The organism is Nitrospirillum amazonense (genome assembly GCF_007828035.1).
Classification (GTDB): Bacteria; Pseudomonadota; Alphaproteobacteria; order Azospirillales; family Azospirillaceae; genus Nitrospirillum; species Nitrospirillum amazonense.
Genome location: NZ_VITV01000004.1, coordinates 386,900 through 411,015 on the forward strand (window position 1 = coordinate 386,900; position 24,116 = coordinate 411,015).

Annotated in this window: 24 protein-coding genes and 1 tRNA gene; 11 read left to right on the top strand and 14 right to left on the bottom strand. The window is 68.7% G+C overall.

What is annotated here, in order from left to right; translation table 11 throughout:
• Positions 1 to 112 precede the first annotated feature (112 nt).
• The 3 genes from FBZ87_RS13310 (at position 113) to FBZ87_RS13320 (ending at position 4,672) form a co-directional block, all read left to right on the top strand.
• Entirely contained in the window at positions 113 to 2,569 is a 2,457-nt protein-coding gene (locus FBZ87_RS13310) for a penicillin acylase family protein (protein ID WP_186454744.1), read from the top strand.
• A gap of 207 nt (positions 2,570 to 2,776) precedes the next feature.
• Entirely contained in the window at positions 2,777 to 3,901 is a 1,125-nt protein-coding gene (locus FBZ87_RS13315) for a hypothetical protein (protein ID WP_145610789.1), read from the top strand.
• A gap of 72 nt (positions 3,902 to 3,973) precedes the next feature.
• A complete protein-coding gene (locus FBZ87_RS13320) occupies positions 3,974 to 4,672 on the top strand; it encodes an RluA family pseudouridine synthase (protein WP_145610790.1) in 699 nt (232 codons plus the stop codon).
• A 4-nt stretch (positions 4,673 to 4,676) separates the two neighbouring features.
• On the opposite strand, the gene FBZ87_RS13325 is transcribed toward FBZ87_RS13320, so the two are convergent.
• Genes FBZ87_RS13325 through FBZ87_RS13355 form a run of 7 tightly spaced genes read right to left on the bottom strand, consistent with a single transcriptional unit; the run spans position 4,677 to position 9,356 of the window.
• The gene (locus FBZ87_RS13325) at positions 4,677 to 4,973 is read right to left on the bottom strand and encodes a putative quinol monooxygenase (protein WP_145610791.1); all 297 of its coding nucleotides are present in this window, start codon (positions 4,971 to 4,973) and stop codon (positions 4,677 to 4,679) included.
• Positions 4,974 to 4,994: 21 nt separating this feature from the next.
• Positions 4,995 to 5,465: a DUF2269 family protein gene (locus tag FBZ87_RS13330; protein ID WP_145610792.1), complete on the bottom strand. Its 471-nt coding sequence runs from the start codon at positions 5,463 to 5,465 to the stop codon at positions 4,995 to 4,997.
• Complete coding sequence (locus FBZ87_RS13335) at positions 5,465 to 6,778, bottom strand: SDR family oxidoreductase (RefSeq protein WP_211106940.1); 1,314 nt, start codon at positions 6,776 to 6,778, stop codon at positions 5,465 to 5,467. The genes FBZ87_RS13330 and FBZ87_RS13335 overlap by 1 nt, the downstream gene beginning before the upstream one ends.
• Positions 6,779 to 6,815: 37 nt before the next feature.
• Positions 6,816 to 7,262 carry a thiol-disulfide oxidoreductase DCC family protein gene (locus tag FBZ87_RS13340; protein WP_145610793.1) on the bottom strand — a complete coding sequence of 149 codons (447 nt, stop codon included), beginning with the start codon at positions 7,260 to 7,262 and terminating at the stop codon, positions 6,816 to 6,818.
• Positions 7,263 to 7,305: 43 nt separating this feature from the next.
• Positions 7,306 to 7,674, bottom strand: coding sequence for a phytanoyl-CoA dioxygenase family protein (locus tag FBZ87_RS13345; protein WP_246134388.1), 369 nt, complete (start codon positions 7,672 to 7,674; stop codon positions 7,306 to 7,308).
• Positions 7,675 to 7,686: 12 nt separating this feature from the next.
• Positions 7,687 to 8,952 (bottom strand): PQQ-dependent sugar dehydrogenase, encoded by a 1,266-nt coding sequence (locus FBZ87_RS13350; protein WP_145610794.1) that lies wholly within the window; start codon positions 8,950 to 8,952, stop codon positions 7,687 to 7,689.
• A gap of 50 nt (positions 8,953 to 9,002) precedes the next feature.
• Positions 9,003 to 9,356, bottom strand: coding sequence for a winged helix-turn-helix transcriptional regulator (locus FBZ87_RS13355; RefSeq protein WP_277906941.1), 354 nt, complete (start codon positions 9,354 to 9,356; stop codon positions 9,003 to 9,005).
• A gap of 95 nt (positions 9,357 to 9,451) precedes the next feature.
• On the opposite strand from FBZ87_RS13355, the gene FBZ87_RS13360 reads away from it, so the two are divergent.
• The gene (locus FBZ87_RS13360; protein ID WP_145610795.1) at positions 9,452 to 9,778 is read left to right on the top strand and encodes a nuclear transport factor 2 family protein; all 327 of its coding nucleotides are present in this window, start codon (positions 9,452 to 9,454) and stop codon (positions 9,776 to 9,778) included.
• On the top strand, positions 9,775 to 10,557 hold the full coding sequence (locus tag FBZ87_RS13365) for an SDR family oxidoreductase (protein WP_145610796.1): 783 nt from the start codon (positions 9,775 to 9,777) through the stop codon (positions 10,555 to 10,557). Before FBZ87_RS13360 ends, FBZ87_RS13365 begins: the two co-directional genes overlap by 4 nt.
• 4 nt (positions 10,558 to 10,561) lie before the next feature.
• Here FBZ87_RS13365 and FBZ87_RS13370 read toward each other — a convergent pair whose 3' ends face one another.
• The gene (locus FBZ87_RS13370) at positions 10,562 to 11,416 is read right to left on the bottom strand and encodes an aldo/keto reductase family oxidoreductase (RefSeq protein WP_186454745.1); all 855 of its coding nucleotides are present in this window, start codon (positions 11,414 to 11,416) and stop codon (positions 10,562 to 10,564) included.
• A 101-nt stretch (positions 11,417 to 11,517) separates the two neighbouring features.
• On the opposite strand from FBZ87_RS13370, the gene FBZ87_RS13375 reads away from it, so the two are divergent.
• Entirely contained in the window at positions 11,518 to 12,426 is a 909-nt protein-coding gene (locus tag FBZ87_RS13375) for a LysR family transcriptional regulator (RefSeq protein WP_145610798.1), read from the top strand.
• Positions 12,427 to 12,484: 58 nt separating this feature from the next.
• Here FBZ87_RS13375 and FBZ87_RS13380 read toward each other — a convergent pair.
• Positions 12,485 to 12,576, bottom strand: a tRNA-Ser gene (locus FBZ87_RS13380).
• A gap of 93 nt (positions 12,577 to 12,669) precedes the next feature.
• Positions 12,670 to 13,416 (bottom strand): YggS family pyridoxal phosphate-dependent enzyme, encoded by a 747-nt coding sequence (locus FBZ87_RS13385; RefSeq protein ID WP_145610799.1) that lies wholly within the window; start codon positions 13,414 to 13,416, stop codon positions 12,670 to 12,672.
• A gap of 198 nt (positions 13,417 to 13,614) precedes the next feature.
• On the opposite strand from FBZ87_RS13385, the gene FBZ87_RS13390 reads away from it, so the two are divergent.
• The 5 genes from FBZ87_RS13390 to holA all read left to right on the top strand — a co-directional run bounded on the left by FBZ87_RS13390 (position 13,615) and on the right by holA (position 19,804).
• Positions 13,615 to 14,760 carry a porin gene (locus FBZ87_RS13390; RefSeq protein WP_186454746.1) on the top strand — a complete coding sequence of 382 codons (1,146 nt, stop codon included), beginning with the start codon at positions 13,615 to 13,617 and terminating at the stop codon, positions 14,758 to 14,760.
• Between the two features lie 109 nt (positions 14,761 to 14,869).
• On the top strand, positions 14,870 to 15,412 hold the full coding sequence (locus FBZ87_RS13395) for a DUF3576 domain-containing protein (RefSeq protein ID WP_246134389.1): 543 nt from the start codon (positions 14,870 to 14,872) through the stop codon (positions 15,410 to 15,412).
• A 125-nt stretch (positions 15,413 to 15,537) separates the two neighbouring features.
• Positions 15,538 to 18,141, top strand: a complete 2,604-nt coding sequence (leuS, locus tag FBZ87_RS13400; protein WP_145610801.1) for a leucine--tRNA ligase — start codon at positions 15,538 to 15,540, stop codon at positions 18,139 to 18,141.
• Complete coding sequence (gene lptE, locus FBZ87_RS13405) at positions 18,134 to 18,700, top strand: LPS assembly lipoprotein LptE (RefSeq protein WP_246134390.1); 567 nt, start codon at positions 18,134 to 18,136, stop codon at positions 18,698 to 18,700. The genes leuS and lptE overlap by 8 nt, the downstream gene beginning before the upstream one ends.
• Positions 18,701 to 18,772: 72 nt before the next feature.
• Positions 18,773 to 19,804, top strand: coding sequence for a DNA polymerase III subunit delta (gene holA / locus FBZ87_RS13410; RefSeq protein WP_145610803.1), 1,032 nt, complete (start codon positions 18,773 to 18,775; stop codon positions 19,802 to 19,804).
• A gap of 77 nt (positions 19,805 to 19,881) precedes the next feature.
• On the opposite strand, the gene FBZ87_RS13415 is transcribed toward holA, so the two are convergent.
• From FBZ87_RS13415 to mnmG, 4 genes are read right to left on the bottom strand one after another with little or no spacing between them, the layout of a single operon-like run.
• On the bottom strand, positions 19,882 to 20,763 hold the full coding sequence (locus FBZ87_RS13415; protein ID WP_145611118.1) for a ParB/RepB/Spo0J family partition protein: 882 nt from the start codon (positions 20,761 to 20,763) through the stop codon (positions 19,882 to 19,884).
• A complete protein-coding gene (locus tag FBZ87_RS13420) occupies positions 20,756 to 21,574 on the bottom strand; it encodes a ParA family protein (protein WP_145610804.1) in 819 nt (272 codons plus the stop codon). The genes FBZ87_RS13415 and FBZ87_RS13420 overlap by 8 nt, the downstream gene beginning before the upstream one ends.
• Positions 21,564 to 22,172: a 16S rRNA (guanine(527)-N(7))-methyltransferase RsmG gene (gene rsmG / locus FBZ87_RS13425; RefSeq protein WP_145610805.1), complete on the bottom strand. Its 609-nt coding sequence runs from the start codon at positions 22,170 to 22,172 to the stop codon at positions 21,564 to 21,566. Before rsmG ends, FBZ87_RS13420 begins: the two co-directional genes overlap by 11 nt.
• Positions 22,169 to 24,061, bottom strand: a complete 1,893-nt coding sequence (gene mnmG / locus FBZ87_RS13430) for a tRNA uridine-5-carboxymethylaminomethyl(34) synthesis enzyme MnmG (protein ID WP_145610806.1) — start codon at positions 24,059 to 24,061, stop codon at positions 22,169 to 22,171. Before mnmG ends, rsmG begins: the two co-directional genes overlap by 4 nt.
• Positions 24,062 to 24,116 lie beyond the last annotated feature (55 nt).

Below are 24,116 nucleotides of genomic sequence, written 5' to 3' on the forward strand. Positions count from 1 at the left end.
CCGTTGGACTTGTTGCCATCGGCGGACACATTGGACGAGAATGCGCCGCCGCCAGGGCGGCGGGCCCCAGCGGCCCTGCATCAAGAACAGGGCCTGAGGCATGGGGACAGGAATGGAAGCGAAGACCGACCGCCGCACCGGGCGCCGGGTTCTGGCATGGCTGGGCGGGATCGCCGGCGTGGTGGTGGTCGGGGTCGCGGGGCTGGTCGGCTGGGTGGCATGGAGCCTGAACGCCAGCCTGCCCCAGCTGGAGGGCACCGCCGCCATCCCCGGCCTCTCCGGCCCGGTGACGGTGGAGCGGGATGAGAACGGCGTGCCCACCCTGACGGGCCCCGACCGCGTCAGCCTGATGTACGGCCTTGGCTTCCTGCACGCTCAGGAACGCTATTTCCAGATGGACCTGATGCGCCGCAGCGCCGCCGGCGAATTGTCCAGCCTGTTCGGCCCGCTGGCCGCCAAGTTCGACACGCCGCGCCGCCTGCACCGGTTCCGCGACCGTGCCCACGCCGCCGTGGAACGCTCCAGCCCCGAGCAGCATGCCATGCTGGCGGCCTACACCGCCGGCGTGAACGCCGGGCTGGACGGCCTGAAGTTCGCCCCCTTCGAGTACGCGCTGCTGCGCCAGCACCCCCAGCCTTGGAGCCTGGAGGACACGCTGCTGGTGGTGGACGCCATGTATTTCGACCTGCAGTCTTCCGACGGATGGGATGAGCGCCGCCTGGAGCTGGCCATGGACCAGCTGGGCCCCCTCATGGCCAACTTCCTGTATCCCAGGGGAACGGAACTGGACGCGCCGCTGGACGGCAGCACCCTGCCCGAGCCGCCGATGCCGGCCAGCTACACCCCCGCCATCAAGATGGGCCAGGCGGCGCCGCGGCAGGACGGGGCCTCCGACAGCGAGGCCCCTGGCAGCGAGGCCCCTGACAGCGAGGCGATCCCCGGCAGCAACAACTGGGCGGTCAGCGGGGCCCTGACCGGCACCGGCGCCGCCATGATGGCCAACGACATGCACCTGGGCCTGCGCACACCCAACACCTGGTACCGCGCCCGGCTGGTGGTGAAGCCCGCTGGGTCGGACACGCCCACCCTGGACCTGGTCGGCGTCACCCTGCCCGGCAACCCGCTGCTGGTGGTGGGCAGCAACAGGCACGTGGCCTGGGGCTACACCGACGCCTATGTCGACACCGGCGACGTGGTCATCCTGGAACCGGTGGACGGCGACCCCGACCGCTACAAGACACCGGACGGGCCGAAGACCCTGGAAAAGCACCGGCAGGTACTGTGTCCCGCGCCGACCTGCCCCAGCATCACCATCGAGGACAGCGACTGGGGCCCGGTGATCGGCACCGACGCGCAGGGTCGCAAGCTGGCCTATCGCTGGGTGGCCCATGACGTGGGGGCGGAGGTGATGACGGCGGGCGCCGCCCTGGAGCAGGCGGGGTCGGTGGAGGAGGCGGTGTCTATCGCCCACCGCCTGCCCATTCCCAACGAGAACATGATGGTGGTCGACACCAAGGGCAACCTGGCCTGGACCGTGGTGGGCCTGGTGCCCCGCCGCTTCGGCCACGACGGCACCCTGCCGACCAGCTGGGCCGACGGCAAGGCGGGCTGGAACGGTTATCTGTCCCCGGCGGAGGTGCCGGTCATCGTCAATCCCCAGAATGGCCGCCTGTGGACCGCCAACACCCGGGTGGTGGGCGGCGACGCGCTGGCCAAGCTGGGCTTCGGCGACTATGCCCTGGGCGGCCGAGCCGGCCAGATCCGCGATGATCTGCTGGCCAAGGACGCCTTCACTGAAAAGGACCTGCTGGGCATCCAGCTGGATGACCGCGCACCCATGCTGGATTTCTGGCAGCGCCTGATGTTGCAAGCCCTGGGTGAACGGGCGAGCGACCAGGCGCTGGCCAACCTGGTGGCGCCGGTTGAAAGCTGGGGCGGCCGCGCCGCCATTCCCTCCGTGGGCTATCGCCTGGTGCGCACCTTCCGCAGCGCTCTGGTCGATCGGCTGTATCAGGCCTACACCGCCCCGATGGCGGGGCCCGCCGGCGATCACGCCAATGACCTGGTCAGCCATCAGGCCGAAGGGCCGGCGCGCCGCCTGCTGACCGCCCGGCCCACCGGCCTGGTGCCCCCGGGCTACAAGAGCTGGGACGCCCTGATCGACGCCGCGCTGAAGGACGTGCGCGAGCGTATCGCGCAGAATGGCGGCGACATCGCCCATTTCACCTGGGGCGACCGCAACCGCCTTGCCATCCGCCACCCCATTTCGAACATCCAGCCGCTGCTCAGCCCCTATCTCGACCCGCCAGGGGAACCGGTGGCCGGCGACCTGTACCAGCCGCGCGTGACCGCCCCCAGCTTCGGCGCCTCTGAACGCCTGGTGGTGTCGCCGGGGCATGAGGACACGGGCCTGTTCCACATGCCCACGGGCCAGAGCGGCCACCCCCGTTCCCCCTATTACAACAAGGGGCATGAGGACTGGGTGGAGGGCCGCGCGACGCCGCTGCTGCCGGGCCCGACCCGCTGGCGCATGACGCTCGAGCCAGCCAAGGGGGCACCAGCGCCCTGATGTAAAATGCATGACGTCGCTGCTGTCAGTGCTGTCATGCAATCGGCAATTCCTGCCTGCATTTTGCAAGGAAGTCGGCAGGGTTTTCCAGCGTTGGCTCTTTTCAAATTTGCCGTTGACGCACTAATGCATTGATTCTTCTGTGATCAATGCCTGGCCCGCCTTGTGCTTAGTCAACCCCGGCTTCATTTGCGGGGTGCCTGCATCATGGATGGTGGCGTTGTTTCCGGCCTGAACTCGACCGACCCCATGTCCAGCGGCCTTGGGCTGGAGACGGAGGCGCACACCGGCTCCTTCGCCCGGGCGTACCAGGAGGCGCACGCCGCCGCCGGCATCCAGCGCCTGGCGGTGACGCCGGTGCTGGAGATGATGGACATGGCGGGCGACCCGGATGCACTGGACGCCTACCTGGCCCGCGCCCATGCCGACCTGCCCCTCAGCAGCGACAATGTCGACCGGCTGAAGGGCAACATGCACCTGGTTTTCCTGTTCCGTGACTTCCGCCGCCCCCTGGCCCGCGCCATGGAGCGGATGAAGGACACCGGCTCCGGCCCCTTCGCCGCGCTGCCCACGTGGATGAGCGCGCATCATCGTTTCGGCCTGCTGCGCACCGCCGGCTGCCTGGGCCTGAACAAGGAACTGGACGACTGGATCGCCGATTTGGAGGCGCGCGGCGCACCCGAGGCCCCCATCGCCTGCCCCTTCGGCCGCATGGCCCGCGCCGCCCGCCGCTTCTTCGCCGGATCCGCTCTGTACAAACGCGCCGACCATTCGGTGCTGAGCATCGCCAAGACCGGCAGCAACACCGCCCTGCACGTGTGCTGGAGCCTGGTGGAGGCCGCCTATTACCTGGGCGTGGACCTGCCGCCGGCGGAGTGGCGCGCCATGCTGTGGCGCTCGCGCAAGGAAATCGCCACCCTGGCCTCCGGCAGCCTGGGCATGATCGTCACCTTCCTGGAAGCGGCCCACCTGCATCCCCATGGCGACTCCGCCGTGAACCCCACCACGCATGAGGGGTCGCCCTTCCGCCTGGTGGGCGAGGGCGCGGACCGCCGCCTGGACCTGCGGCTGGACGGCATCACGCCCATGACCACCGGCCACGACCGGCTGTTCACCGGCTGCCCGGCCTTCCATGTCGGCGGCATGATCGACACCTATCTCAGCTGGGTGCTGGACATCGCCCTGCACCACGGTCTGAACCGCCAGCCGGCCGCCGCCCCTGTTCTCGGCAGCATGCTGGGCGCCACGGTTTCCCCGCTGGGTCAGGCCCCCCTGGGCGCCGGCCGCGCCATGGTGCAGCAGGTGGCTGCGGGCCCGGCGCGCGACCCCTGACCTTGATCGGCGGGTCCTGACGGGGTAAGGCCTGGGGCGAGCGCCGCGCGCGCCCTGAAGGACCCTATCGCCATGAAGCCAGAAGACATCCAGGCCCGCGTGCTGTACCGCGACGCGCTGATGCTGATCATCGACAAGCCGGCCGGCCTGCCCGTACACGCCGGCCCCGGTGGCGGCGACAACCTGGAACGCCATTTCGACGCCCTGCGCTTCGGCTTGCCGCGCGCACCCACCCTGGCCCATCGCCTGGACCGCGACACCAGCGGCTGCCTGATCCTGGGCCGGCATCCCAAGGCGCTGCGCAAGCTGGGCAAGCTGTTCCAGGAGGGGCGCGTATCCAAGACCTATTGGGCGGTGGTGGCGGGGTCGCCCCCGGCGGAGGAGGGCCATATCGAGGCCAGCCTGTTCAAACGCACCAACAAGAACGGCTGGAAGATGGAGGTGGTGCCCGACGGCACACCAGACAGCCAGGCCAGCGTCACCGATTATCGGGTGCGCGGCCGCGCGGAGACGCCGGACGGCCCCATCACGTGGGTGGAGCTGTACCCCCGCACCGGCCGCACCCACCAGATCCGCGTGCACATGGCCCATGTCGGCTGTCCCCTGCTGGGCGACCCGGCCTATGGCGGGCCCGCCGGCCAGCCGCTGCATCTGCATTCCCGCGGAATCACACTGCCGCTTTACCCCAGCCGCGACCCGGTGGGTGCCGAGGCCCCCGTGCCGGCCCATCTGCGCGCGGCGCTGAAACGCTGCGGCTGGACGGGGGAGTAGAGCCTCACAGCCAAAGCGGATCGATGGGGAAACGGGTGCGGACGACCTTGCCTTCCGGCTGGGCCAGCATCCAGGTGCGCCACGCCTGGAAATAGGCGCCGGCGTAATGGGCGTCCAGGGCGGCCTGATCCTCGAACACCTCCCACACGTAATAGACGCCGGGTTCGTCCTTGGCCGCCGCGAAGTCGAAGCGGCGGCAGCCCGGCTCCAGCCGCGTCTGCTCGACATTGACCTGCTGCAGGGCAAGCGCCTGCGCCCGCAGTTCGGGGGCGATTTCCAGGCGGATCAGCTGGGCGATCATAACGGGGTCCTTTGAGCGGGATCAGAAAGTGGGCTTGGTGACCATCAGCCAGATGATGCCCAGCATGGCGAAGAAGGCAGGAAAGCCGAAGACGAACCAGACCCGGAACAGGCGGAAGTACGCAGGCGGCAGGGGCTGGCCCGCGCGCGCCGCCACCCGCGCCAGATCGCGCAGGCAGATCTGTATCCACACCACCGGCAGCCAGAAGGCGCCGGTGACGCCGTACAGGATCAGGCTGAGGCCGATCCAGCCGCTGAATATCGGGAATCCGGCCAGATGGGCCAGCGTGCCGCCGGTCAGCGGCTGCGCCACCACGGCGGATGCGGTGAAGATCGTGTCGGCCACCACCACGATCTGGGCGGTGTGGGCGACCAGGGCGGGGTCACGCGTCCGGTGGGCCATCAGCATGAAGAAGGCGATGCCGGCGCCGGTGCCGAACAGTACGGCGGCGCCGATGATGTGGGCCACCTTCACCAGGGTGTAGAGATCCATCAGCGCTCGTCCAGCAGGGCCAGGGCGGCCAGCGCCAGCATCGCCGCCGGCAGGGTCTTGAGGAAGGGCCCCATGGGATCCAGCCACAGATCCGGCCGCCATAGCGTGCCCCCCAGCATGTACGCGCCCGACACCGCGACCATGCCCAGAAGGGCCGCCTTGGTCCGCCGACGGAAGACGACGCCCACGCCCAGGGCCAAGTCGATGGCCGATCCCAGCAGCACGAACAAGGTGGCGGGCGTCTGCGCCATACCCGCCCTTGTCAGAACGGCGGTGGCCTCCGGCACGCGGCAGAAGCCGACCACGCCTGAGAGAGCCCAAAAGAACGCCAGCATTGCCAGCATCGCTGGCTTCAGGAAATAACTTTTGGCGAACCAGCGCTCCTGCACGCCGGCCGGATAGGCCACCAGCATGTCCGCCAGCGACAGGGGCCTGATCGCCAATTCGCGTTCCATCGCCCGGCCGTCGCCAGCAATGCCGCCGCGCAGCTGGTCCAGGGTTGCAGTGCGCAAGGGGCTGCGCCAGCCGGCCCAGGCCAGGGCGTCGGCCCCCTTGGCGGCCAGCCGGGCGACGCCCGCAGGCACATGCCACAGGGGGACAGGCGGCAGGCCCAGCCAGCGGCGCAAGGAAAGCACCACACCGGCCAGGGTCACGGGCTCATCATGCACCAGATCGATGGAGCGGCCCGCCGCCGTGCCGGGCAGCACCGCCCTGGCCACTGCCAAGGCCACGTCGGTCGCGGCCACCACCTGCACGGTGGCATCGGCATGGACCACAGGCAGCACGCCGGGAAGGGCGGCCAGGCCGCGCAGCAGGGCGCTGCCGCCATAGGCCGCCGGCGCCAGGACCAGGCCGGGCCGCAGGATGATCCAATCCAGACCGCTGGCGCGCAGCAGCGTCTCGGTCGCCAGCTTGGTGTCGTTGAAGCGGTCGCCCTGGGCGCCCAGGCCACGATCGGCGGCCACCCCCGCTGCGGAAACGTGGACCAGGCGCCGTACGCCGGCCTGTACGCATGCCGCCACAAGGCGGCCAACCCCATCGCGGTGTACCGCCGCCAAGTCGTCGCGCGGGCCGTCCTGCAAGGCGCCGGCGCAGTTCACCACCGCCTGGACATCCGATAGCAGGGGGCGCCAGTCCTCCACCGCCGCCGTGGCCATGTCGAGACGGGCCCAGCGCACCTGAGGCAGCGATCGCGCCGCCGCCGCGACATCACGGCCAACGCCGGTGACGGCGTGCCCCTCGGCCAGCAGCCGCGCCACCACATAACCGCCGATCAGCCCATAAGCCCCGATGACCAGGACGCGCATCCCCATCCCCCCGACGATCCTGTCCCTAGAGGCCCGTCCCCTGTCAGAGGATGAACCGGTCCCGCTGTTCCGGGGCCGGAAGGTAGCAGACCTCCCGTTTGCCGAACCAGCGCAAGCGGTTGCGGGCGACGATCGCATACAGCGCGTCCCGCAGCGGCCGGGGCAGCAGCCGGGCGGCCGCCATCAGCGACCAGGGAAATCCCAGGAGTTCGAACACACGGATGGAGCTGTCGGACTTCACCCGCACCAGGCCGTCCTCAAGCACCAGGTTGGTCTGATAATCCACCGGATCCAGGCCGTAGTGCCGGTACAGGGCCGCGCCCAGTGGCGTCTGCGCCGCCATCAGGCGAAGGCGCCCGTCACGGTCATGGCGCATGACGAACTGGGCGAAGCCGGAGCAGAGGACGCAATGGCCGTCGAAAATGATGATGGGCCTGTCATCCGGAAACGCCGGCACCGAGGGATCATCACGATAGCTGTACGCGGCCATGGGTATCGTCCTGGCAGGCTGAATGCGCCACTTTAGCCGTCTATTAGACCCCAAGCCAACGGAGCCCGCCCGGTAAATCATCCGCGGCGTAGTCGACCTGCAGCACCCTGCGGTGGCGGGGCCGGACGGCGGCGGCGGAGGCGTGCAGGATCAAGGTAGCGTAAAGCCAGACATCGCCGGCCTCCGCCAGGCAGGCCACCTCGCCGCAGCGGCGCACGACCCCCTCGACGTCGCCCGCCGCCACCCGGCCCAGGCGATGGGATCCCGGCGCTACCAGCAGGGGCGCGTTATGCGCGTCCACAGGGTCGAGATGGATGCGCAGGGTAACCATGCCGGCCAGCAGCTCAGCCGGCGGTGCCACATGGATCAAGCCGTCCTTCACGCTCCACGGGCCATAGCCGGGCACCTCCACCCGTGAAGGTCATCACGGCGTCTTGCTTCCCTTCGCCAGGCGCAGGAGGGTCCCGTTGTGATCCTCCGTCACCAGCACGCTGCCGTCGGGCAGGCGGGCCAGGGACACGGGCGTCCCCTGGGGGTGGTCGCCGGTGACGGCGTCCCATCCCCAAATTACGTCCGTGGGCGCGCCCGTGGGACGGCCCTGGGCATCGACGGGCAGGGCCACCACGCGATGGCCGGTATCGCGATAGCCGTGCAGGGTCATCAGCAGGGTGCCGGCTAGGCCGGGCAGCGGGCCGTCGGTATAAGGCAACAGGCTCAAGGGTGCCGCATGGGGCGGCAGCAGCAGGGTGGGCGCCTGCTTGGCCTTGCAGTCCGCATCCTTGTAACGGCTGCGATATTCCGGGCTGGGCACGCCCTGGTCATAGCAATAAGGCCAACCGTAATCGGCGCCCTGCTTGAGGATCAGGTACAGGTCGTGCGGCGCATCCTCGTCCGCCAGGGCCGGGTCGGCGTCGGAGATGTTGTCGCGGGCGTTGGTGGCGGTCACCACCTGGTTGCCCGCCAGCACCGCCAGCGCCACGGCGTTGCGCAGGCCCCGGGCATAAGGCTGCAGACCGGCGACGTTCACGGGTGTCGCACCGGGCGTCACATGCAGGATGACGCCCCGGGGCGTAGCGCCCACGGTTTCAGGGCAGGGGACGTCGGCGCGGGGTGGCGTGTCATCGCCCTTCTTGCCGCCCGGGGTTTCGCAATGGTCGGTGCCGGAGCCCACGTTGATGAACAGCGACCCGTCCGGCACCACCGCCAGCGCCGCCAGGGGGTGCAGCCCTTCCTTGGGCAGGCCCGTGATCACGTCGCGCACGCTGGCCGCCACGTCGGCGGCATTGGGATCCAGGCTGACGATGCGGCCCAGCACGCTCATGTACAGGCGCCCATCCGGGGCCGGCGCCAATGCGTGCGGCTCATCCAGGCCGGTCAACAGCACCTCGGGCGCCGCCCGGCCGCCATCCTTCAGGCGCAGCAGCCGGCCATGGTCGTGGCGCCAGCCGCCGCCCAGGTCGACGACATAGACATCGGTGCCCAGCACCGCCACGCCCCGGGCGAAGCCCAGCTGGCTGGCCACCAGACCCACGCACAGGCCCGGCGCCGTCTTCAGGTTCACCGCCGGGAAGCCATCGCATTGGCCTTGGGTGGTATAGCCTATACGCACCCGGGCCGCGGCCGGCAGGGATGCCACCAGCAGGGCCAGGCCCAACAGTCGGCCAAGCTTGCGGATACGCCCGATGGGCATCGCGCCCTCCCCCCTTGTGATCTATCCGCAGAGACTATAGGCGGGCGGGATCAATCGGCCAGCGGCGGACGCTGTTCCGCCCAGGCGAGCAGGGAGTCCAACGCCGGGCACAGGGCCTGGCCCCAGTCCGTCAGGCCGTATTCCACCTTGGGCGGCACCTGGTGATGGACGATGCGGCGCACGATGCCGTCCCCCTCCATCTGGCGCAGCTGCTGGATCAGCATTTTCTGCGAGATGTCCGGAAGCGCGCGCTCCAGGTCCGAGAAGCGCCGCAATTGGCCGCCGAACAGGTGGAACAGGATCAGCAGCTTCCACCGCCCCTCCAGCATGCGGAAGGCCTGTTCCACGCCCTCGGCCGCCGTGGCGGCGGTATGGTCGGGGCTGCTGAGACGATGACTTACCAAAAGGTGAGTACCTTACTTTTTTGTCGGTTCTTGTCCTTTTATCAGTCTATGGACACCTTCCTTTCAGCGCAACCAAGCTGAAGGAGGGGAACGCCATGTCCCTGACCCTGCCATCCCCCATTGCCGCCTATTTCGCGGCGGACAAGGCCGGCGGCGACGCCGTGGCGGCCTGCTTCACCGACACCGCGGTGGTGAAGGACGAGGGCCACACCCATCGGGGCCGCGCCGCCATCGCCGCATGGAAGACGGCCATCTCGGCCAAATACACCTATACCAGCACGCCCGTCGCCGTGGACCAGGCCGATGGGCGGGTGGTCGTCACCAGCCACGTCGCCGGCAATTTCCCCGGCAGCCCCATAACCCTGCGCTATGCCTTCGCCCTGGAGGGCGACAAGATCAGCGGGCTGGAGATCAGGCCATGAGCTTCGATCTGAACTTGACCGGGCGCCGCGCGCTGGTCACCGGGGGCACCAAGGGCGTGGGCGCCGCCGTCGTCGCCACCCTGCGGGACAACGGCGCCCAAGTATTGACCACCGCCCGGACCGTGCCCGAGACACCGGAGGGGGGCGTGCTGTACGTCGCGGCCGACATCACCACGGCGGCGGGTTGCGCCACGGTGGCCCAGGGCGCGCTCGACCGGCTGGGCGGCGTGGACATCCTGGTCAATGTCGTGGGCGGGTCGACGGCACCGGGCGGCGGCTTCGCCGCCCTGGACGACGACATCTGGATGCGGGAGCTGAACCTGAACCTCATGGCCGCCGTGCGCCTGGACCGGGCGCTGCTGCCCGGCATGATCGCGCGCGGCGATGGCGTCATCATCCACGTCACCTCCATCCAACGCGTCCTGCCCCTGCCGGAATCGACCACAGCCTACGCCGCCGCCAAGGCCGCGCTGTCGACCTACAGCAAGAGCCTGTCGAAGGAGGTGACGCCCAAAGGCGTGCGCGTGGTCCGCGTCTCCCCCGGCTGGGTGGAGACGGAGGCCGCCGTGGCCCTGGCCGAGCGCCTGGCCCACGACGCAGGCACGGATTACGAGGGCGGCAAGGCCATCATCATGAAGGCTCTTGGAGGCATCCCCCTGGGGCGTCCGAGCACGCCGCAGGAGGTGGCCGACCTGATTGCCTTCCTCGTCTCATTCCGTGCCGCCGCAATCAGCGGCACGGAACACGTCATCGACGGCGGCACGGTGCCGACCGCCTGAGGCATCAGCCGGCGATGGCGTCCAACTCGGCCATCACCTCATCCGTCAGCTGCAGTTCCGCCGCGGCCAGATTCTCCCGCAGATGGGCCACCGATGAGGTGCCGGGGATCAGCAGGATGTTGGGCGAGCGGCGCAGCAGCCAGGCCAGGGCCACCTGCATCGGCGTGGCGCCCAGACGGGTCGCCACGTTGGACAGGGCGGAAGACTGCAGCGGGCTGAAGCCACCCAGCGGGAAGAACGGCACATAGGCGGTGCCGTCGCGGGCCAGGTCGTCGATCAGGGCGTCGTCGGCGCGGTGGACCAGGTTGTAAAGGTTCTGCACACAGGCGATGCGGCAGATGCGCCGGCCCTCCGCGACCTGGGCCGCCGTCACGTTGCTGAGCCCGATGTGGCGGATCAAGCCCTGGGCCTGCAACTCGGCCAGCACCGTCAGGGGCGCCTCGATGGAACCCTCGGCGGGACCGTGCACGTCGAACATGGCGCGGAAGTTCACCACCTCCAGCACGTCCAGCCCCAGGTTGCGCAGATTGTCGTGCACCGCCTGGATCAGCTGCTCGCGTGAGAAGGCGGGATTCCAGGAGGCGTCGGCCCCCCGTAGGGCGCCGACCTTGGTGACGATCACCAGATCGTCGGCATAAGGGTGTAACGCCTCGCGGATCAGCTGGTTGGTGACATGGGGGCCGTAGAAGTCGCTGGTGTCGATATGGTTGACGCCGGCGCCCACGGCGGCGCGCAGCACGGCCAGCGCCGCATCACGGTCCTTGGGCGGGCCGAACACGCCGGGCCCAGCCAACTGCATGGTGCCGTAGCCCAGGCGGTTCACGGCGCGGGTACCGAGGGTATAGGTGCTGTTGCTCACGATCGGCATCCTGATTGAGGTGAAGATGCCGTAGAGATAGGCGCCGCTTGCCTGTACGATAATCCAGCATAGTCGGAACAGGTTGTTCGGGAAAGCGAACAATGAAAATCGACCTTGGGGACCTGAACGCCTTCGTCACGGTGGCGCGCGCCCGCGGCTTCCGCGACGGTGCGCGGGCCAGCGGCGCCAGTGCCTCCGGCCTTAGCGAGGCCGTTAGCCGATTGGAGACGCAGCTGGGCGTGCGGCTGCTGAACCGCACGACGCGCAGTGTGGCACCCACCGAAGCAGGACAGCGCCTGCTGGAACGGCTGGGTCCCGCCCTGACCGAGGTGGAAACGGCGCTGGACGTGGTGAACAGCTTCCGCGACCGGCCGGCCGGCACCCTGCGCCTGAACGTGCCCATCAGCGCCGTGCGGCTGGTGCTGCCTGCCATCGTCCCGGGCTTCCTCGCCGCCTATCCCGACATCGAGCTGGAAGTGATCGCGGAGGAGACCTTCGTCGATGTGCTGGCGGCGGGCTGCGACGCCGGCATCCGCTATGGCGAGCGGTTGGAGCAGGACATGATCGCCGTGCCCATAGGGCCTCGCGTGCAGCGCTTCGCCACCGCCGCGTCCCCCGCCTACCTCGACTGCCATGGGCGGCCGGACCATCCCCGCGACTTGTTGAACCACGCCTGCCTGCGTGGCCGCTTCACCCACGGGCCCGCGCCGCTGTGGGAGTTCGAGCGGGAGGGGGAGACCGTGCACGTCGATCCCAAAGGCCCCCTGCTGGTCAGCATGGGCACCGCCACGGATTTGGCCGTTGACGCCGCCGTTGCCGGGGCCGGCGTCATCATGCTGTTCGAGGATTGGCTGCGCCCGCATCTGGACAGCGGCGCCCTGGAAGCGGTGCTGGAGCCTTGGTGGCTGAGCTTTCCCGGGCCGTTTCTGTATTACCCCGGGCGCCGCCTGGTGCCGGCGCCCTTGCGCGCCTTCATCGACCACGTCAAGTCGGCCGAGAAGTGGCCATAACCACGCCGCCGGCATCGGCGGCGGTTTGCATGGTCATGGTCGAATTTTACAGGGAAAATGGCGGAGGGGATGGGATTCGAACCCACGATACGGTTTTGGCCGTATACCCGCTTTCCAGGCGAGCGCCTTCAACCACTCGGCCACCCCTCCGTCCGGAATGGGGCGGGACCATATAGAGACACGCGCCCCTCGGCAAGTGCCTTTTCATACCATCCCGCGCAAGGCTGATTTTCCCGGGATGGCTCAGCCTTCCGCCGCTTCGGCCCCTTCCTGGACCGGCTTCACCCGCTCCCCGAACAGGGCGGTGCCGACGCGCACCTGGGTGGCGCCCATGCGCACCGCCAGGTCGTAATCGCCGCTCATGCCCATGGAAATCTCGGACAGGCCCGCCTTGCGCGCCAGGTCGACCAGGAGCGCAAAGTGCATGGCCGGCTCTTCCTCCGCCGGCGGGATAGCCATCAGGCCGGCGATCTCAAGCCCGTGGGCATCGCGGCACGTGGCCAGGAAGGCGGGCACGTCGGCGGGGGCGATGCCGGCCTTCTGCGGTTCCTCACCCGTGTTCACCTCCACCAGCAGGCGCGGTAGTCGGCCCTGGCGCTTGCCCTCGGCGGCCAGCGCCTCGGCCAGGCGCTCGCGGTCCACGGTCTGGATGACGTCGAACAGGGCCACGGCATCCTTCACCTTGTTGGTCTGCAGCGGGCCGATCAGGTGCAGTTCCACGTCGGGGTACTCGGCCTTGAGGTCGGTCCACTTGGCCTTGGCCTCCTGCACCCGGTTCTCGCCGAATACCCGCTGGCCGGCCTCAAGCGCCGCCCGGATCTTCTCCACCGGCTGCACCTTGGACACAGCCACGAGGCTGACGGCGGCCGGATCGCGGCCCACGCCGCGGGCGGCACCGTCGATGACGCCGCGCACGGTGGCGAGGCGGGTGGCGACGTCGGCATCCACGGGCGGGGCGGGCGGGGCGGGGGGCTTGCTGGCGCGGGTCATGATGGGGCCAAGGTTGTGTATGGGCGGTTGTGCGCGGACGGGATCAACGGTAAAGCGTGCCCAGGCATGATCCAGGGACCGGTCGGGCCCGGGCACGCGCGACTTTCCTGCGCCGCGCCGGCCAAGGCAAGGCTCCCGTGTCGGCAAACGCCGCCTATATCACTTGTCCCCGCCGCATTCAGGACACGGAAGCCATCGATGACCCGCTGCATCCCCGTCGCCCTTGGCATCTCTCTCGGCGTCCCCCTCTGCGCCGCCGTCGCCCTGCTGGCGCCCTTGCACGCGGCCCGGGCCGAAGTCGACTACCACCTGTCGGGCGTGGCCCAGGGCGGCGTGGTCGGCACGGACAGGCCGGCGGCGGGCGACGGCCATTGGGATGCGGTCGGCGCCTATGCCGTCACCGGCAGCGTGGAAACGGTGACTGATAGCGGCGTCACTTATGGCGCCCTGCTGCGCGTCGGCTCCGGCAACACCGGGCGCAGCACGGACCGGCCGGGCAATGCCGACCGCCAGGGGATCGGTATCGACCAGGCCTACGTCTACGCCTCCGGCGGCTGGGGCAAGGTGCGCCTGGGCCAGAGCTGGGGCGCATCGGAGCGGGCGACCGACCTGTTGCCCCTGCTGGTGGGCGGGGAGATGGATGGCTTCTGGACGCAAAGCGCCCGGGTGCGGCCGCCAGGCATGGCCCTGGGCCGCGCCTATGCCGCCCGCGACAGCGACGATGCCGCCAAGGTGGATTACGAGACGCCCCGCCTGTTCGGGGTGAAGGCCGGCTTTTCCTACGCCCCCGAGCGCCGGGCCTTCGGCCAGGACATCGTGGCCGCCAGCGCCGTCCCGGCGGAGACGAACTTCTGGGAAGGGGCGGTCAACTACCGTGGCGATTGGGGACCCACCCAGTATGAGGTGGGCGTGGCCTACAACCACGCCAACGCCGCCCACAGCTGGCTCACGGACACATCGACCGTCACCCTGGCCGGCGGCCTGACCTATGGCGGCTTCACCGTCGGCGCCGTGCTGTTTGACGACGGTGACAGCGGCCTGCCGCACGACCGCGCGGCCAACGCGCCCGGCGAGACCCGGGGCGCCACCCTGCAGGGCACCTATGAGAATGGCCCCTATGGCCTGACCCTGTTCTGGCACGGCAGCGAAACCGAGAATTGGACCACCTATCGCGCCTATGGCCTGGGCCTGTCATGGAAGGTGCGGGGCGACACCACCCTGGGCCTGGACCTCATTCACTGGACGGCCGACCTGGAAAGCGGCAACCAGAGCGCGATGTCGGGCCAGTCCAGCCCCCGCCCGACAGGTAACGTGGCCACCGCCGTGGTAGAATTCCGTTTCTAGGTTTTTCGTCCACCGCCGCCAGTCCTGCCGCGCGCCGATGTTACACTTGGCCGCCCCGTTTGGCCGGCCTTGCGTCCCAGCGGCTTTTTTGATCTAAGGAACCGTTCTCGTGACCCTGGGTGACAATCACATGCCGTCGCGCTCCGCTTTTCTCATTGGCCGCTCCCTCCTGGTTGCCGGACTTCTGCTTTCCACGTCCGCTTGCTCCTGGCTGGGCTGGGGCGATGACGACGACGCGAAGGCCGCGCCCAAGCCCGTCTCGATCCTGATGCGCCAGAACACTTCTGGCCCGGTCGGCACGTCCAACACCGCCGTGCAGGCGGTGGGCCCGACGGTCAACGCCTTCCTGTGGCGCGCGTCGCTGGACACCATCGGCTTCCTGCCGCTGATTTCGGCCGACCCCTACACCGGCGTGATCATCACCGACTGGTACAGCCCACCCAGCACCCCGGGCGAGCGGTTCAAGATCAACCTGTACGTCCTGGACAGCACGCTGCGCGCGGACGGCGTGCGCGTGACCGTGTTCCGCCAGGTCGACCAGAACGGCCAGTGGCGCGACGCCACCGTGGCCGCCGAAACCAACAGCCAGCTTGAGGACACCGTCCTCACCCGGGCGCGGCAGCTGCGCATCCAGCAGGGCCCCTCCAAGTAAGCTGATTCATCGCCGGCGGGCGACTGTCTCCTCTCGCAACGCCCCGGCGCCCGCCGGGAGGGGGTGACGCCCCGGCCCCTTCGGGCTGATGGCCGGCGCGACACCCGAGAGAAGGCGGTTTTTCCATGTCCCGGTACAATGTCAGGGAAAACGAGGCGAAGTGGCAGTCGGCCTGGGCCGACCGGAACAGCTTCGCCGTTTCCGCGGACCCTGCCCGGCCGAAGTATTTCGTCCTGGAGATGTTCCCCTATCCCTCGGGGCGCATCCACATGGGCCACGTCCGCAACTACACCATCGGCGACGTGATCGCCCGCTACAAGCGGGCCAAGGGCTTCAACGTCCTGCACCCCATGGGCTGGGACGCCTTCGGCCTGCCGGCGGAGAACGCGGCGCTGGAGCGCAACGTCCACCCCGGCAAGTGGACGTATGAGAATATCGCCACCATGCGCGGCCAGCTGCAGTCCATGGGTCTGGCCATCGACTGGAACCGCGAAATCGCCACCTGCCGTCCGGAATATTACCGGCACGAGCAGAAGATGTTCCTGGACTTCCTGAAGGCTGGCCTGGCCTACCGCAAGGAAAGCTGGGTCAACTGGGACCCGGTCGATAACACCGTTCTGGCCAACGAGCAGGTGGTGGACGGTCGTGGCTGGCGCACCGGCGCGCTGGTGGAAAAGCGCAAGCTGTCACAGTGGTTCCTGAAGATCACCCACTTCGCCGACGATCTGCTGTCGGCCCTGGCCACGCTGGACCGCTGGCCGGAAAAAGTGCGGATCATGCAGGAGAACTGGATCGGCAAGTCCACCGGCCTGCGTTTCCGCTTCCAGCTGACCGCCCCCGAAGGCGTGACCCCCAACGTGTTTCAGGGCGAGCCTGAGGTCGAGGTGTTCACCACCCGGCCCGACACGCTGTTCGGCGCCAGCTTCGTCGGCATCTCCCCCAACCATCCCATCGCCTTGGCGTTGGCGGAGAAGAACCAGGCCGTGGCCGAGTTCATTGCCGACTGCAACCGCGTTGGCACCTCGGAAGAGGCCATCGAGACGGCGGAGAAGAAGGGCTATGACACCGGCATCACCGCCGAGCACCCCTTCGTGCCCGGGTGGAAACTGCCAGTCTACATCGCCAACTTCGTGCTGATGGAATACGGCACCGGCGCCATCTTCGGCTGCCCGGCCCATGACCAGCGCGACCTGGACTTCGCCCGCAAGTACGGCCTGAAGGTCACCCCCGTGGTGGTGCCCGAGGGTGAGGACCCGGCGACCTTCGACGTGGGCACCGAGGCCTATACCGGCCCGGGCCTGCTGCGCAACTCGCAGTTCCTGGACGGCATGGACGTGGAGGCTGCCAAGCAGGCGGCCGGCGAGCGCATGGAGGCCATGGGCCGTGGCCAGCGCACCACCATCTTTCGCCTGCGCGACTGGGGCGTGTCGCGCCAGCGCTACTGGGGCTGCCCCATCCCGGTCATCCATTGCCCCAGCTGCGGCCTGGTGCACGTGCCGGAGGACCAGCTGCCCGTCACCCTGCCGGACGATGTGACCTTCGACCAGCCGGGCAACCCGCTGGATCGCCACCCGACGTGGAAGCATGTGGCCTGCCCCACCTGCGGCACGGCGGCGGTGCGCGAGACCGACACCTTCGACACCTTCATCGAGTCGAGCTGGTATTTCCTGCGCTTCGCCAGCCCGCGCGTCGAGAACCAGGCCTTCAACCGGGAGGAGGCCGCCTACTGGCTGCCGGTCGACCAGTACATCGGCGGCATCGAGCATGCGGTGCTGCACCTGCTGTACGCCCGCTTCTGGACGCGCGCCCTGGCGCATGTCGGCTACACCGACCTGAAGGAACCATTCGAGGGCCTGTTCACCCAGGGCATGGTGACCCATGCCACCTATCAGGACGCCGAGGGCAAGTGGCTGCTGCCGTCCGACGTGGACGTGGTCGACGGCAAGTCGGTCCAGCGCGAGGGCGGCGGCCCGGTGACCGTCGGCCCCATCATCAAGATGTCGAAGTCCAAGAAGAACGTGGTGGACCCGGCGCACATCATCGACACCTACGGTGCCGACGCCGCCCGCCTGTTCATGCTGTCCGACAGCCCGCCGGACCGCGACCTGGAATGGACCGAAGCCGGCATCGACGGCGCCTGGCGCTTCATCAACCGCCTGTGGCGCCTGGTGACGGAGCCGTCCGTGGCCCTGCCGGCCGCCGGCACGCCCATCCCGGCCGAGCTGTCGCCGCTGGCCACCGATGCGCGCCGCATGGTGCACAAGACCGTGGCCGCCATCGGTGAGGATCTGGAACGCTTCCGCTTCAACAAGGCCGTGGCCCGCATCCGCGAGCTGTCCAACGCCCTGGAGAAGCTGGATGCCAAGGCGGGCGCCGACGAGAGCGACGCCGCCGTGCTGCGTGAGGGGCTGGAGGTGCTGGTGCGCCTGATCGGTCCGATGATGCCGCACCTGGCTGAGGAGTTGTGGTCCGTGCTGGGTCATGACACCCTGCTGGTCGATTCGGTCTGGCCGGTGGCGGATGAGGCCCTGGCCACCGAGGACACCGCCACCGTGGCGGTGCAGGTCAACGGCAAGCTGCGCGCCACCCTGCACCTGCCCAAGGACATCGCCAAGGAAGAGGCCGAGGCGCTGGCCCTGGCGGAGCCCAACGTGCAGCGCGCCCTGGAGGGAAAGCCCGTGCGCAAGGTCATCGTCGTGCCCAACCGGGTGATCAATGTTGTTGTCTGACGGCGTCCTCAAGACCGCCGTCCGCAAGGCGGTGCTGGGTGCGATCCTGGTGACGGGGCCCCTGGCCCTGTCCGCCTGCGGCTTCCACACCGTCTATGGCGACCACAGCCTGTCGGGCAAGCCCTCGACGCGCGCGCAGATGGAGTCGGTGTCTATCGACATCATCCCCGACCGCATCGGCCAGGTCCTGCGCAACAACCTGATCGACCGGTTCTACCAGGACGCCGGTCGGCCGGCGAAACCCGACTACCGCCTGAACGTGCGCCTGAACTCCTATAAGGAAGATCTGGGCATCCAGCGCGACGCCACCGCCACCCGCGCCCGCCTGCACGTCCTGGCCGATTACCAGCTGATCGACAACAAGACGGGCAAGACGCTGTACCGCACCTCCAGCCGGTCCATCGTCAGCTACGACATTTCCGAGGCGCAATACTCCACCATGGTCACCGAGCAGGACGCCTATGACCGCGCCCTGACCGAGGTGGCGGAGGAGATCACCACCCGCCTGGCGCTGTACTTCGACCGCGGGTCGGTGGTCCAATCGGCCAAGGACCAGTAAGCCCATCAGTCTCGCTCGCGCTTATGGGCCGCCCCCGGCAGGGGCGGCCTTTTTCACTCCCGGGAGGCGCCCGTGAAGGTTCAGCCCCGCAACGCCGATGGCTTCTGCAAAAACCCCACGGCCGGCATCATCGCCGTGCTGGTGTACGGCCCCGACACCGGCCTGGTGCGCGAACGCGGCCAAGCCCTGTCGCGCGCCATCGTCAGCGACCTTCAGGACCCCTTCCGCGTCAGCGAGCTGAAGGCCGACCAGATCAGCGGCGACGGCGCCCGCCTGAACGACGAGATGGCCGCCATGGCCCTGACCGGCGGCCGCCGGCTGGTGCGGGTGCGCGACGCCGACGAGTCGGTCACCGTGGCCTTCCAGTCCCTGCTGAAGCAGCCACCCAGCGGCGACACCCTGTGCGTGGTGGAGGCGGGCGACCTCGGCAAATCCAGCAAGCTGCGCGCGCTGTTCGAGTCGGACGATAAAGCCGCCGCCATCGCCTGCTATGTGGAGGAGGAGGGAGAGCTGGCGGTCACCATCGGCCGCATCCTGGGGGAGCATAAGCTAACCATCGACACCGATGCCCGCGACTGGCTGGCCGCCAACCTGGTGGGCGACCGCGCCGTGGCCCGGGGGGAGGTGGACAAGCTGGCCATCTACATGATGGGCGCCAGCCGCGTGACGCTGGAGGACGTGCGCACCGTCATCGGCGACAGCGCCGCCCTGGACATGGATGAGCCGGCCCTGGCCGCCGCCGACGGCGACATCGCCAGCATCGACCGGGCCCTGGGCCGTTTGTTCGCGGAGGGGACCAGCCCAGTCCCCATCCTTCGCAGCGCCCAGCGCCACTTTCAGCGCCTGCAGATGGCCGTCTACCACACCACCCGGGGCCAGACGGCGCAGCAGGCGGTGAAGGCCCTGCGGCCGCCGGTGTTCTTCAAGATGGAAAACCAGATGACCAATCAGGTCCGGCGCTGGAATCTGCCCAACCTGGCCCTGGCCCTGGACCGCCTGATGGATGCGGAGGCCGACTGCAAGCGCACCAACATGCCGGATGAGACCCTGTGCGCCCGCGCCTTCTTCCAGGTGGCGCAGCTCGCCCGCAGGTCGGGCGGCTGATTGCGATGCCAAAGAAAAAGCGCCGGCAGTGATAGCACTGCTGGCGCTTTTTGTTCCTGGGACCGCCCGCGTGGATGTCAGTGCTGGTGCTTCAGCCGCGCTAGCAGGCCGTCCAGTTGGTCGAGGTTGCTATAGTGCACGGTAAGGCTACCGGCTTGCCCCTTGGCCTTCAACGCCACTTTCAGGCCCAGCTCGGCCGCCAGTTCCTTTTCCAGGGCCAGGGTGTCGGCCGTCTTGGGGGTGGGGGCGGGACGGGCAGCCGGATTGGCGGCGTCCTTCACCAGCTGTTCCGTCTGGCGGACGTTCAGGCCGCGTTTCACCACTTCCCGCGCCAGGGCGAGGGGATCAGCGGCCGTCAACAGGGCGCGGGCATGGCCCATGGTCAGGCTGCCGTCCTGCACCAGCGCCTTCACACCATCGGGCAGGGCCAGCAGGCGCAGCATATTGGCCACGTGGCTGCGGCTCTTGCCCACGGCGCGGGCCAGATCCTCCTGCGTATGCTGGAACTCGTCCATCAGGCGTTGGAAGCCCTCGGCCTCTTCCAGGGGCGTCAGGTCCTGGCGCTGGATGTTTTCCACCAGCGCGATTTCCAGGGCCTCGCGGTCGGTCAGCGACCGCACCACCACCGGCACCTCGTGCAGGCCGGCCAACTGGGCGGCGCGCCAGCGGCGCTCACCCGCGATAATCTCGTAGCGGGCGTTGCCGCCGGGTGCCGCTTCCTCGACTTTGCGCACCAGGATGGGCTGCAGCACGCCGCGCTCGCGGATGCTGTCCACCAGGCTGCGGATGGCCTCTTCATCGAAGTGGCGGCGCGGCTGATAGCGGCCGGGGTGCAGCAGTTCGATGGGCAAAGTCCGGGGCGGACGTCCCTTTTCCACCGGCTCCTGCTCGTCCGCCACCTCGGCAAACAGCGCGGACAGGCCGCGCCCCAGGTTGCTGCGCTTCTTCATCTCATCCATGGACTGACTGCCGGTTACGCTCACGCTTCAAAACCTCTCCCGCCAAATGAATATAGGCCTGGGCACCCGCCGACTTCAGGTCGTAGAGCAGCACGGGCTTGCCGTGGCTGGGCGCCTCGGAGACGCGGACATTGCGGGGAATGACCGTCTCATACACCTTCTCGCCGAAGAAGCCGCGCACGTCGGCGGCCACCATGTCGGACAGGTTGTTGCGCCGGTCGAACATGGTCAGCACCACGCCCTGGATTTCCAGGGCGGGGTTGAAGGTGCGCTTCACCCGCTCTATGGTGCGGATCAGCTGCGACAGGCCCTCCAGCGCGTAGAACTCACATTGCAGCGGCACTAGTACCGAATCGGCCGCCGCCAGGGCGTTCAGGGTCAGCAACCCCAGGGCTGGTGGGCAGTCGATCAAGATGTAGTCATAGTCGGCGGTGGCGCCGACCAGGGCGTCGCGCAGGCGGAACTCCCGCCGCTCCAACTCCACCAATTCCAGCTCCGCGCCCGACAGGTCGGCGGAGGCGGTGACCACGAACAGCTTGGGGATGCTGGTGCCGCGCACCGAAGCCTCCACCGTCGTCTCGCCGAACAGCAGCTCATAGGTCCCTGTGCCGCGTTCGGTACGCCCGATGCCCAGGCCGGTGGAAGCGTTGCCCTGGGGATCGTTGTCCACGATCAGCACGCGCTTGCCGGTGGCCGCCAGGGCCGTGCCCAGGTTGATGGTGGTCGTGGTCTTGCCCACGCCGCCCTTCTGGTTGGCAAGGGCCAGGATGCGCGCACGCTTGGGCGCGGGGGTAGGGGCGTCAGCGGGCACGGGCAATCTCACCAAGGATAAGGATGGTCCCCGACGGATCGGTCATGCTGGGGACTTGGGAGACGGTCATTGTCCAGGATTGGGCGGCGAGGGTCAATTCCTCGGGGGCCGTCCTGCCCTTCAGGAAGAGGCACTTGGCCCCCGGCTTCAGGAAGCGGTAGCCCCAGTCCAGAAGTTCCGGCAGCGCGGCTAGGGCGCGAGCCGTGACCACGTCGGCCGCGATCTCCGGCGCCTGTTCGATGCGCTGGGCATGCACGGTCACCGGCGTTCCCGTCGCCCGGGCGACCTCACGCAGGAAGGTGGCCTTGCGCGTATCGCTCTCTATCAGGTGGATATCGGGCACGCCCAGGATGGCCATGACCAGGCCGGGGAACCCGGCGCCGCTGCCCATGTCCACCTGCGTACGCGTGCCCGGGGGCAGCAGGGCGTACAGCTGGGCGCTGTCCGCCATGTGGCGTTCCCAGACATCCGCCACGGTGGATTTGGCCACCAGGTTGATGGCGGGGTTCCACTTGGCCAGTAACTGGGCATAAACGATGAGCCGGTCCAATGTTTCACGTGAAACACGGAACCGGGCAGCGAAATCGGCTGGGGTCATGCGGCACTCGTGGTGTTGGCGGTGCCAGGGGCCAAGCGGGCAGGGCGCTTCTTTACGTGGCGCAGCAAGGCGGTCAGCGCCGCGGGCGTCATGCCGGGTATACGGGCGGCGGCCCCCAAGGTGGTGGGACGCACCTGGCGCAGCTTGGTGCGGATTTCCGCGGACAGCGAGGCGATAGCGTCCACGTCAAGGTCCGCCGGCAGGGCTAGGGCCTCATCCCGGCGGAAGGCGCGGATGTCAGCCTCCTGCCGATCGAGATAGCCGGCGTAGCGCCCATCGATCTCCACCTGCTCGGCGATCTCCGGCGAAAAGTCGTTCAGTTCCGGCCAGATGGCACCCAGGCGGGGCAAGTCGATGTCGGGATAGCGCAGCAGGTCGGCCACGCTACGGCGGACGCCGTCCTGGTTGATGGTCAGACCGTGCTTGGCCAGTTCATTGGGCGTCGCGGACAGGGTGCCGGCCAGGTCACGGGCATGGTCCAGGGCTGCCAGCTTGGCACCAAAGGCAGCAGCGCGCACCTCACCCACGCAGCCCAGGGACAAGCCGCGCGGCGTCAGGCGCTGATCGGCATTATCGGCCCGCAGCAGCAGGCGGTATTCCGCCCGGCTGGTGAACATGCGGTAGGGCTCCGACGTACCGCGCGTGATCAGGTCGTCGATCATCACGCCGATGTAGGATTCGGCACGGTCCAGCACGAAAGGCGCCGACCCTGATACGGTCAGAGCGGCATTCAGGCCGGCCACCAGGCCTTGGGCCGCCGCCTCCTCATACCCCGTGGTGCCGTTGATCTGGCCCGCCAGGAACAGGCGGGGCAGGCGGCGCGTCTCCAGCGTCGGGCCCAACTCCCGCGGGTCGACGTAATCGTATTCAATGGCATACCCCGGCCGCAGCATGGTGACATGCTCCAGCCCTGGGATTGCCTTCAGGATCTCCAGCTGCACATCACGGGGCAGGGAGGTGGAGATGCCGTTGGGATAGACGGTATCGTCGTCCAGGCCCTCCGGCTCCAGGAAAATCTGGTGCCGTTCCTTGTCGGCGAAGCGGACGATCTTGTCCTCCACCGACGGGCAGTAGCGCGGGCCAATGCCCTCGATCTGCCCGGAATACATGGGCGCGCGGTGCAGGTTGGCGCGGATGACCTCGTGCACGCGGGCGCTGGTCCAGGTGATGTGGCAGGGCACCTGCGGCGTGGTGATCTTATCCGTGAGGTAGGAGAAGGGCGGGGGCGGATCATCGCCCGGCTGCACCTCTAGGCTGGCCCAATCGATGGTACGGCCATCAAGACGCGGCGGCGTGCCGGTCTTGAGTCGACCGAGGGGAAAGCCCACGCGCATCAGCGTATCGGACAGGCCCAGGGCCGGTGCTTCACCCACGCGGCCGGCGGGGATCTTCTCCTCACCGATGTGAATCAGGCCGCGCAGGAAGGTGCCGGTGGTCAGGACCACGGCCCCGGCCATGACCGTCTCACCAGTGGCAGTGACGATGCCGGCCACGCGGCCATGGGCGTCAATCACCAGGTCCTCGACGGCGGCGGCCACCAGCGTCAGGTTTTCTTGCTCGGCCAGGATGGCTTGTATGGCCTGGCGGTACAGCTTGCGGTCCGCCTGGGCCCGCGGACCGCGGACGGCCGGACCCTTGGATTTGTTCAGCACGCGGAACTGGATGCCGGCACGGTCGGTCACCCGGCCCATGACGCCGTCCATGGCATCGATCTCACGGACAAGGTGGCCCTTGCCCAAACCGCCGATGGCCGGGTTGCAGCTCATCTCCCCGACCGTGTCGAGGCGATGGGTGTACAGGGCGGTGCGGGCGCCCAGCCGCGCGGCGGCGGCAGCCGCCTCGCAGCCGGCATGGCCGGCGCCAACCACGATGACGTCATAAGTGTGCATGGCGCCGGACTTTAGGGGCGGGGGCCGGGCGAGTCAAAGGGCACCAGCGGATAAC